The sequence below is a fragment of the uncultured Meiothermus sp. genome, from assembly GCF_937863175.1.
Classification (GTDB): Bacteria; Deinococcota; Deinococci; order Deinococcales; family Thermaceae; genus Meiothermus.
The window spans coordinates 1-10,684 of sequence record NZ_CALMCQ010000169.1 but is presented as its reverse complement, the minus strand read 5'-3'; the positions used below and the strand labels follow the sequence as shown (position 1 = coordinate 10,684).

Here is a 10,684-nt window from a genome sequence, read left to right as displayed (position 1 = left end):
GTACGACTGGATAACTTGCCAAACTCGGCGGGATGCTCGAGCGCCCAGCGCACTTTGCCCACAGACCCCTGGGCAAAAGCCAGCACCTCGGGGTCGGCGGTCAGGGTTTGCAGCAGGGCCTCGGGTAGCGGCGAGAAAGTGACCTCGAGGCTCCGGCTGACCAGGGTGGGCAGCACCTGTTCGCGGCTGGGGGCTACCAGGATCAGACGGGCAAAAGCCGGGGGTTCTTCCAGAACCTTGAGCAGGGCATTGGCGGCGGGTTCACCCAGCCAGTGTGCCCCGTCAATGACGGCTACCTTGGTTTTGAAGCGGGGATAGGTGGCGATCCAGTCCAGCAGGCTTTGCTCCTCGCTTCCCTCACGGGGGGCGATTTGCTCGAGGCGAATCTGCGGAACGCGGGCTTTTCTGCCCGTCCTGGTCTCGCGCTCCGGCGCGATTTCCAGATAGTCGGGGTGTAGTTCCAGACGGCAGGATGCACAACGGCCACAGGGCGGAAACCCCTGTGGGCAGTTAAGCCCCCTGGCAAACCACCCCGCAACTGTCCGGCGTCCCACACCCTCTGGGCCGGAGAACAAGAATGTTTGCGAACGCAGCCTGGGCAGCAGCTCGAGAATTCTTTGGTGACCAAGGATCTGCATTTCCCCTTCTATCCCTTACCCCTCGCTCACTTTCCGAGCACCAGCCGCTCGTAGAGCCACATGGGGAACTGCTCGTTGTGAAGGCGCGAAAGTACGTGCTCGAGGTTGTACTTGGCGCGAAAAAATTCCACCGTGTCTTCCCTGGAGTCCCAGATGGAATAGGCCGCACCGGTCACGCCGTCCCGGGGCTGGCCGGTCGAGCCGGGGTTGATGATGGCCCGGGCCTTTGGCGCGACGATCAGTTCGCCGCCGTTGGCGTAGCGCTGGTAACGCACCCACTGCCCCTTGGGCGTGCTGGCGGCAGCCGTGGTGGTCTGGCCGTGTACGCCGGTGTTTCCCAGGCTCAGGTAGCTTCCGGCCAGATGGGTATGCCCGTGGAAAATCCAGCGGTGGCTGACTTTATTGAAGACCTCGCGGGCCTGTTCGACCTCCTCCAGATAGGCCAGCGGGTCGAGTGGGCTGCCATGCACCATCAGGGCACCTTCGACTTCGGCGGTCCAGGGCAGCCGGGAGAGGTACTCGCGGTTCTCGGGGCTGATGCGCTCGGCCTGCCAGGACAAAATTTCCAGCACAGGCCCTTCAATTTGCATGGACTTGATCTCCAGCAACCAGATGTCGTGGTTGCCCATCACCCCCCGGGCATCCACTGAGCGCAACCAGTCCAGCACCCGATTGATGTCGGGGTAGTAGCCCACTGCGTCACCCAGAAAGAGCACCTGGTCGTAGCTACGGGCCTCCTTGAGGACAGCCTCGAGGGCAGGCCAGTTGCCATGAAGATCGGAAACAATCAGGTAGCGCACAGCACTCCAATCATACCCACCTTCTATGGAAAAGCTTTGTGAAACCCGGGAGGTGATTCGGTCGAACAACCCTGGCCATAGGCTTAGCCTTCATGCTAGCAGCCCAAAAACGGGCGGTCGGGCCATTTCCATCAGAGGTCTGAATGGCCGACCAGCAGCCCCCGAGCGAGGAGGCACCTGCAAAAAAAACGCTGAGCGGCCCCTTCCAGGCCGGGGGGTCAACCGAACCCTGGATATGCTAGATATGTTTGGATATGACTGAGCGAGGGTGCCCCGACTCCTGTAGCCTGAACCGTTGTATCTTTCCGGTTGGGGTCTGGGGTAGTTCCTCTACCCAGTGGACTTCCCGCGGGGGTCTCCTGGCGACAAATATACCTGTGACTGCGGATATTCTGCTATTGTGCAAACCATCATGACGCATACCAACTGGCTTGAAGCGCTGCTGGTGGAACGCACCCGAACCTTCGTAGATGAGTTTGGCAGCTTTTATGCCTGGCTCGAGGGTTCATATGGGGGCGATACCCTGCTGCTCTGGATGAGCAACTCCATGGTTGAAGAGGTGCTTCCCCAGCTACCCAGGAAGTTCAAAGGGCGCATTGTTTTGGGGCTGGATATTTCCGAAGACCACCTGGTTCCCTTTGCCAGAGCCCTGCACTGGGCCAACCCCCGCCGGGCCTTGGTGGTGCGCTCGGGGGAAGGGCTGGGCCTGGCCTACCCTGGCCGCAAAGAAGTGGCGGAGGGGGAGTGGGTAGCCTGGGAGGATCCGCTCGAGGCGAGACACCTCGAGGTGGCGCTGCGACCCGAGTTTACCTACTACGAAGTGAGGGCCTATGCCCCCTGGGAAGCCCCGGCCCCGGCCTCGTTGCCCACGTTCGAGGGGCCACGGGTGGGCGCCGTCGGCTGGGAGAACGGTATACCCACTTATGGCCTGGGTTTGGTAGGCTTAGATAGGAGTCTCGAGACCCTGCTTGGGGCATGGCGGATGCGCTAGCCAACAGACCGGCGGGCCCTCGACTACCCGCTTTGCCGGGGCCCCTGCCCCTTCACTAGGAGGAATAGAGTGCTGTTTGCCATCTTGTTTACCCTCGGCTCGATTCTGGTCACCTGGCTTTTGTACCTGGCCCTGCGCCCCCGCGCCCTCGAGGTCGAAAGCGAAGGGGCCGACCTCCGCTATGTCGGCATGGCCCTGGTACTGATCATTCTTACCGCGGCCACCATCACCTCCATGCTCCTCCTGGGCAAGGTGGACGAGGCCGTGATCCGCTTTTAGGCTGTATCACCGCTTTCGCAATTTGATCCGCGCCCTCAGCGGAGAAAGTCGCCAGTCAGGGCATTTTTGGCCAGGGAACGGGTGTCTCCTTTCGGAAAACCCGACCCACTGCTCGCATAGGCCCTGGCCTGCCTTGAAACCTGGCTTAACCTCGAGCGTAACGCTCATCTGGACAACCCTGAGCAACCCGAAAGGCTAGAATTGGCTCGGCAATGGCTCAAAAAAGCCAAATGGAAAGGAGTTACATGGTGAATATGCGTTGGACAGCCCTCCTGGCACTGCTCGCACTGCTGCTCACGGCCTGCCCATCGGGTGGTACTGGGGCAAAAGGACAGCTCGAGATCACGGTCAATATTCCGGCTGGCTCAGGCATTAGCCCGAATGTCCTGGTTAGCGGCCCTGGGGGCTTTAGCCAGACCATCAGCCAGGACGGGGTCAGGTCGTTCGATTCAGCCGGTGTGGGCGACTACACCATTACGGCCCAGGATGTCACTGCAGGCGGTACCACTTACAGCGCGCGGGTATCGGTGGGTTCCACCCCCGGAACCTCCAGTACCGCAACCGCTGCGGTCACGGCCAATACCAGAACCACCGTTACGGTGGACTATTCACCCGCTCTGAGCGGTCTACAGGTCAATGTCGGTAATGTTCCAACCAATACCCAGCGGGTGATTGTACGGGCCAGGGCTTCGGATGGAACCACCACCGAGGATACCAGCCTGAGCGGCAACGGCTCGGTTAATCTCAATGTCCCCAATGGAACCTATAACGTCAGTGTGCTGGCGGTTGTGGGTACCCCCACCACCATCGCCGCGAGCCTCTCGAGCTTCTCGGCCAGTGTCACCGCCCCTGCAGTGGTTGAAGCCAGTGCGTTTACAGCCCGTCCGGCCACGGGTCGGTTGTATCTGGCCGGGGTGGGTGCAACCGACACCCCCAGCGGGATTGCCTTTGTGAGTGAGGCCAGCCTCCAGTCGGCAACCCCGGCGGTTTCGCAGAATCGCGCCGACACGGCCATCGTCGAGGTCAACTTCGACCGCAGTGGAAACCTGTTCCAGCTTGCTCGGGGTACTACCGCCAACGCCATCCAGACCCTGATCACCCGTTTCTCCCCGGTAGCCGCCAGCACCATCGCCACCACACCGGTGGACTTTGTCATCACCAATGGCTTCTTCGAGTTTACGGGAGGCTGTGCTGGAGGAACCTGCCGTGACCGCAACCTCACCGCTCCGACCGATATGGCCCTCGACGCCAGTGGCAACCTGTGGCTTGTAGACCCCACCAGCCAGGCCCGGATTGAAACCAATGGTGGCCCAATTCCCGCAACTACGCCGGCAGGCCGCTTGATCTGCTACTCTGCTGCCGACCTTGCCGCTGCTGCAGCAGTTCCCGGTAGCAATATCGGCACGCCCGGCATCATCTACTATGGCGCAGCGGTGGCGGGTGCGACCAGCCTGGCCTTCGACCGTACCGGCAACCTCTGGATGGGCGCTGTGGTCACGGCGCCCACTGCGGCCCGTCGCCTGACCCGGATTGCCAGCGGTAGCCTGACCTGCCCCAACCTCAACCCGGTCTCGCAGACCCCCCAAACCCCCGAACTTGCGTCCGGTGAACGCAACTACACCGTAACGGCCACCATCGGTGAACCCGCCGACATCGCCCTCGACCCCTCCGGCAACTCCCTCTGGGTGGCCAACCGCACCGGCAACAACCTGATCGAAGTTGACGCCAACGCCACCACCCTCAGCATTTTGAGAACCGTAACCGTAACCGGCCAGCCCAGCCTGGCCCCCACCAGCCTGGCCTTCGATTCCAGGGGGCGTCTGTGGGTAGCGGGGGGCAGCAGCGTATTTGCCCTCAATGCCATCTCCGGTTCTGGAGCGGTCTCGGCCACGGTGGAAAAGAGCTTCACGGCTTCGTGGCCGGTTACCAGCCTGGCCTTCAACCTGGGCAATGCCAGCACCCCACCCTTTTTGCGATAGGCAAAGGGGATCCGGTGCACCCACGATAGAAATTGGGGGGATGGTTGTACGCGCTGCACTTCTGGGGTTTGCAGCGGCGCGGCCTGGCGGCCCGGCCCCTGCCCTGGCACAATTTCCTGACCTGGAGATGCTTCACCTCGAGGGAGCCAGAGGCTCCCTCCCTTTTTTGACCAAACATTAACGCCTGATCTGCCGGGTTCGCCGCTTCAACTGCCCTGCCAACCGGGCTTACGCCGGCGCAAAGCGGAGCCAAACGGTACTGAGAATTAACAATACGTTGTCCCAGACAAAATTGCCCGATTGTTTCTTCAAACCAGTCTGTAAGCTGCTTCGTTACAGAAGCCGTTATTGGAAGGTTGCTGGTTGCAGGGGCTGTTGGAGCCAGGTTATGAAGAGCATTAAAGGCCCATTCGTATCGCAAAAACACTTATAACGGGTGGATTACGCCCCAAAGCCTACTCTCTGCATCAGGAGGATACGCATGCAATTAAGACGAACGCTCTGGTTCCTGACGGCTGGTGCTCTGTCGCTGATTCTGACCGCCTGTCCTGGGCCTGCGCCCACCAAGGGCACTCTGGAAATCACCGTCACCGCACCCAGCGGCATGACCCCCAGTGTACAGGTGACCGGCCCCGGCGCCGATACCACCGTGCGGGCAACCATTACCGCTACGGGCTCTACCCGTGTCGAAGACCTCGAGCCCGGTGAGTACACGGTTCGGGTCAACGAGCAGGTTGTAAGCGGCATTGGTTACAACGGCAGCGGCGCGACCCTGAGGGTCGAAGCCGGCAAAACCACCCCGTTTGCGGTCAACTATGCCGCAGTCAGCGGCAAGATTCGGGTTACCATTGCCGGTCTGCCCTCCAGTCTGAGTGCGGGAATCAACATTAAGAGGCCGGATAACACCAACCTCAACGCCGCACCCATCAACGCCGAGACGGTACTCGAGAACATCCCGGCTGGAACCTACACCATCGAGGCCCCCAACCGCACCGAGAGCGGCTCTACCTACGCCAGTGCGCAGAACGGGGCCACATTAACGGTAACGGTAGGCGAAGAGGCGCTGGTGAATGTGAGCTACGCGCTCAACCCCGGCACCGCCACCCTCACGGTCGCGGGTCTGGTGGCAGCACTGCCCACCGATGTAACGGTTTCGCTGGTGCAAGGAACCACCACCATCCACCGCACCTTCACCAGCAACGGCCCGGTGAACTTCCCCAACCTGGCCCCCGGAACCTATACCATCACCGCCAACGCCATTACCAACAACGGCAGCCAGGACTACGCCTTTGCGCTTTCCAAAACCACCCTCAACATCACCTCGAGCGGCACCGACACGGCCACCCTCACCTACAGCCGCCCCACCCTGAGCGTGAGCCTGTCGGGTCTCCCCCCGATTGGCACGGCACCCAGTCTGATCGTTTCCGCACAGCAGGGAACCGACGCACCCGTCACGCAGACCCTCACCAGCCGCACGATGCCGTTTACCGGCCCGGTGAGCCTTACGCTACCGCGATTCGGCAGCTACGCTATCAGCGCCTTCGGAGCTGCCATCGGCCAGCCGGTTCGCGTCGCTGGACAGATCGTGGACAGCGACCTCACCAGCAACCCCCTGTCGGCCAGCGTAAGCAGCTCGTCCCCCAGTGCGACCGCAAGCCTTACCTTTAACGACGGCCTGACCGGACGGCTGTTTGTGGCGGGCAACGGGGCCTTCAACAACGGTACTCCTGGAGAGGATGCAGCTTACACCATCACCGACTTCGAACTCACCCAGACCACACCTGGCCTGGTCGCCCTCACCGGCACCGGCGGTCTGGGCGCTGTGGGCCTGTTCCGCATCAAGTTTGATGCCCAGGGCAACCTGTATGCCATGTATCAGTTCATTGGCCCCTACGGACCAGGAGCTTTGAGCCGCCCGCGCATTGTGCGGGTCAGTGCCGCGAACCTGGCCCAGGGTATCTTTGGCGAGGCCGCCCCGGGCAACAAAGTTATCACCTCCGATGCGCTCGGCACCGACCCCGAGCCCGCCGATATGGCCTTTGATGCCAGTGGCAATTTGTGGGTGGTAAACGACTTTGAAGGCCGTCTGGTCTGCATTGCCAGCGCGGCCTTGGCCGGCACCGGCAATGTAACGACGGCCAGTGCGGTTTATACCTCCGATGTGCGGGTACGGCCCCAAGATAGCTACACACTGACCCAAAACATCCACGCCATAGTCTTTGATGGGGCTGGTCACCTCTGGTTTACGGCAGGCGATTATCGCTCCGATGTGGTGAGCGGCAGCGCCCCTGCCCAGACCGTCAGCTATGGCCGCCGGGCCTTGCTGGGCCGGATCAACGCTTCCGCTTTGGTTTGTTCTGGTGGCTCTAGCCCACAGAATCTGAGCGCGACTGCGATTCCAGTGCGGATGGACATCAGCAATGCCGCTAGGGTCTATGAGAGTACACCAGGCACCGCTAGCCCGGTTTCTGCTCCTGGGGCAGGGGCTCGAGGTATCCTCAAGCCGGTCACGCTGGTTTATGAGGCCAGCACCAACTCGCTCTGGGTGGGCGACTTTGGCGGTAGCAACGGTCTTTCGGGTCCAGCCTTCCGCGACGCCGACGCCGATCAGGAGACCCTGATCCGGGTACCGCTGAATGCTACCAATACCGATGTCACCTCGGCCCGACCTGCTCCCGACGGGTTTAACTTGCGGGCAGCGGAGATTGACCACCGCGTTAGCATTGGCTTCACTGAGACTCCCGGCCCAGCCAGCACTGGCTTGCAACAGGTATTCGGCCTGACCCTGGACAAGAGCGGGGCACTGTGGATTGCCGCCAACAACAACGTGGAACTAGGAGCCACCGACACCAGCCCCGGCCCTAGCGACCGGCTTGGCAAGTTGTACCGGCTCACGGTTCCCGCCCGGAACACCAGCCTGGCGGAGTGGGCGGTGCAGAACGTGACCCCAACCCGAACCATCAGCGCTCCAGCAGCGGGCGTTGGTTTTGTGGGTGTGGCTTTCAACCGCTAGTTCTGGCTGTTTTCTGGCCCCTCGCAAACGCGAGGGGTTTTCTGTCTGAGTGGGTTGGGGTGTGCGGTCTGCTGCGGGTGGCGCAACTCCTGCAGACGGCGGGGCGTTTGGCGTTACGCAAAGCGTTATGCCGTTGCGGGCTGGGCCGGGGTCGGGCCCAGCGGGGGTTATGGACTGGGCAAAACCCTGTTTGGAAGCGCAAAAAACCTATAACGCCGCCTTTACGCCGGTATGCCTAACCTGTCGGGGTGCAGCCTTTTTCTGCTTCGCGTCGTCTTGTTCGCTATTCAGGCTCCGTTGGACTGCTGGCCCTGGCACTCTCGGCCTGCACCCCGCCACCCACCACCGGTACCCTCGAGCTCGAAATTTCCACTCCTGCCGACTTCCTTCCAAGTGTCACGGTCAGCGGCCCCGACTTCCAGCGCAGTTTTGATGCTGCCGGGCCGGCCCGCCTTTCCAACCTGCAACCCGGCAGCTACAGCATTACCGCCCATGCCATCACGCCGGATGGCGGCTACACCTACCGCGCCCGGATACGGGTGGATGCTGAGGTCGTATCGGCTTCGTCCAGCGCCCAGACCCACGGCAGCAGCCAGATTGCGGCGGGCCAGACCCGCCGGGTCTCGGTGGAGTATCAGGTTGCGACCGGCAGGCTGAGCCTGGGTCTCTCGGTCTTGCCGTCGTTGGCGGGCTTTACACCGCTGGTGCAGGTCACCCGAAGCGATGGGTTTTCGCAGAGTCTGAGCGCAGATGTTGTGCTGAACCTCGAGCCGGGCACCTATACCCTCACACCCATTGCGCCGCCTCCCGGCTACACCCTTTGGCAGTCGGGCCAGAGCGTGGAGGTGGTGGCGGGCCAGGAAGTCAGCGCAGCCGTGAGCTACGCCCAGGGCTTTGGAGGCTTAAGCGTGAACATTGCTCCCCCGCAGGGTGTCCCCGACTTTACGGCTGGGGTGGTGGTTCGCGGGCCCGACGGGAGCCTGCTCGAAACCCTGAATGCCAGCCAGACCTATGCCCGCCTGCCGGCGGGTCGGTACACCCTTACCGCTGCCCCCGTGACTGCTGCGGGCGTGACCTGGCAGCCCAGCGCGACCAGCCTGAGCCTGGAGGTGCCGGTGGGCGGGGTGGGCAGCGGCAGCCTGAGCTACACCGCTTCCAACTCGGCCATCACCGTGAACCTGTCGGGTCTGGATGCGGCAGACGCCGCTACCGTGACCCTGCAACCGGGCAACCAGACCCGCACCCGCACCGGCCCCGGCCCGGTGCGCTTCGAGGGGCTGGCCTTTGGCAGTTACACCGTAACCGCCCGCGCGGTGCGGCCCGGCGCGTGGGTGGATAGCTACCTGGTAGGGGGCCAGGCCCCGGTGCAGAGCAGCAGTGCCAGTCCTATGCCAGACACCAGCCTGTCAGGCTGGACGGCTCGAGGCGGAACCGGGCGGATCTGGGTGGCGGGCAACGGGGGCTTTAGCAACGGGGGCCGGGGCAGCACCAGCACCGGCGAACTGAGTGCGGCTTACTCGCTGGCCGACGGCGCAAGCAGCTTTACCAGCTTCATAAGCCCCACCGCCAGCCACGGACCTTTCCGCATCGCCTTCGACCGCGAAGGAAACCTGTATGTGCTGTATCAGTATGTAAGCGCCTCGAGCCCAGCCCGCATCGTGCGGATCAGCGAGGCCAACCTGCGAAACAACCAGCTCTCCGAAGCTGCACCTGGCAATACGCATATTGACGGCGGGGTGTGGGGCTGGCCCTCGGGGGCCACGCCCAGTCCCCAGATGGAGGTGAGTGGCAACGAGCCCGCCGACCTGGCCTTCGACGCCTACGGCAACCTCTGGGTGGTCAACGACTATCTGGGTCTGCTGGCCTGTGTGCGGGCCAGCGAGCTACGGGCTGCGCCAGGCAGAATTGACAGTGCCGGAACCCGCATCTGGGGGCCCGGCACCGGGCTGTATAGCTACGTGCTGAATACCCCTGGTCAGAACGCAGACCACCGCCCCTTCCTGATTCCCCATGCCTTGACCTTCGACCCTTCGGGCAACCTCTGGTTTACCTCAGGGGGCTACCAGGGGCCGCGTCCGGGCGAGACCTCCCCGGTCAAGCGTTCATTTCTCAACCGCCTCCATGCCAGCCGAATTTCCTATGCCGCCAGTGGCGATTGCAACGGTGGAGACGTGACCCTGACCGAGAGCAGCCTCAGCCAGTGGGTGGACATTCGCCTGGACATTAGCCTGCCCGGTAGCGATTATGGCGCGGTTATCAAGCCGGTCACGATGGCGCTCGAGCCCGGCGGCGGGGCCCTCTGGATCGGCGACTTTGGCGGCAACGCGGGGGGCAGCGGCGACTTCTACCGCGATGCCAACAGCATTCCCGAAACCCTGTTGCGCGTACCGCTGGCAGGCTCCAACCTGACCCCAGGCGCTTCGTGGCGGACGGCCACGGTCAGCCACCGCCTGACCCTGGGCGCCGGCCCTGGGCTGGACAGGGGCTTGCAACAGGCCTTTGGACTGGCCTTCGACCGGGCAGGCTACCTGTGGGTAGCGGCCAACAACAACGTGGAAGTCCTGCCCACCGACACGGGTATGGCGGCTCTGGCCCTGACCGACCGCCGGGGCAAGCTCTACCGGCTGGATGTGCGGGGGTATGTGGGTAATAACGAGACCTACCACGGGCGCAATACGCTCAACCTGCGCGGTGCTGCCCCAGAACCTATCAGTGTTGCCACCGATGGCGTGGGCCTGATCGGGGTGGCCTTCAACCTGCCCAACCCCAGCAGTCTGCCCAACACTCGCCCGTAAGTCAGACGCTCAGCAGGGGCGATCGTCCATCGGGTTTAGCGGCCTCGCCCCCAACCTTCCACCATCGGCGCCATTAGAGAACCGGAAACCGGGCGCCAAAACGAGTTATACCGGATTCAAAAAGATCATCTTCCAACCCCGAGACCCGGAGGCCATCTTTTTGAATCCTGGAGCACCCCCCTCCCGGAC

At 62.7% G+C, this 10,684-nt stretch carries 7 protein-coding genes; 5 read left to right on the top strand and 2 right to left on the bottom strand.

Annotated features, from left to right (window positions below; genetic code table 11):
• The coding region (locus Q0288_RS06455) for a hypothetical protein (protein ID WP_299428896.1) at positions 1 to 638 on the bottom strand (638 nt) is incomplete at its 3' end.
• A gap of 26 nt (positions 639 to 664) precedes the next feature.
• The gene (locus tag Q0288_RS06450; RefSeq protein WP_299428894.1) at positions 665 to 1,438 is read right to left on the bottom strand and encodes a metallophosphoesterase family protein; all 774 of its coding nucleotides are present in this window, start codon (positions 1,436 to 1,438) and stop codon (positions 665 to 667) included.
• 400 nt (positions 1,439 to 1,838) lie between these two features.
• Between Q0288_RS06450 and Q0288_RS06445 the strand changes: the two genes are divergently transcribed.
• The 5 genes from Q0288_RS06445 (at position 1,839) to Q0288_RS06425 (ending at position 10,495) form a co-directional block, all read left to right on the top strand.
• On the top strand, positions 1,839 to 2,429 hold the full coding sequence (locus Q0288_RS06445) for a hypothetical protein (protein ID WP_299428892.1): 591 nt from the start codon (positions 1,839 to 1,841) through the stop codon (positions 2,427 to 2,429).
• 69 nt (positions 2,430 to 2,498) lie between these two features.
• The gene (locus Q0288_RS06440) at positions 2,499 to 2,708 is read left to right on the top strand and encodes a hypothetical protein (RefSeq protein WP_299428890.1); all 210 of its coding nucleotides are present in this window, start codon (positions 2,499 to 2,501) and stop codon (positions 2,706 to 2,708) included.
• A 254-nt stretch (positions 2,709 to 2,962) separates the two neighbouring features.
• A complete protein-coding gene (locus Q0288_RS06435) occupies positions 2,963 to 4,687 on the top strand; it encodes a hypothetical protein (protein WP_299428888.1) in 1,725 nt (574 codons plus the stop codon).
• A 481-nt stretch (positions 4,688 to 5,168) separates the two neighbouring features.
• On the top strand, positions 5,169 to 7,700 hold the full coding sequence (locus Q0288_RS06430; RefSeq protein WP_299428886.1) for a hypothetical protein: 2,532 nt from the start codon (positions 5,169 to 5,171) through the stop codon (positions 7,698 to 7,700).
• A gap of 248 nt (positions 7,701 to 7,948) precedes the next feature.
• Positions 7,949 to 10,495: a hypothetical protein gene (locus tag Q0288_RS06425; RefSeq protein WP_299428884.1), complete on the top strand. Its 2,547-nt coding sequence runs from the start codon at positions 7,949 to 7,951 to the stop codon at positions 10,493 to 10,495.
• Positions 10,496 to 10,684 lie beyond the last annotated feature (189 nt).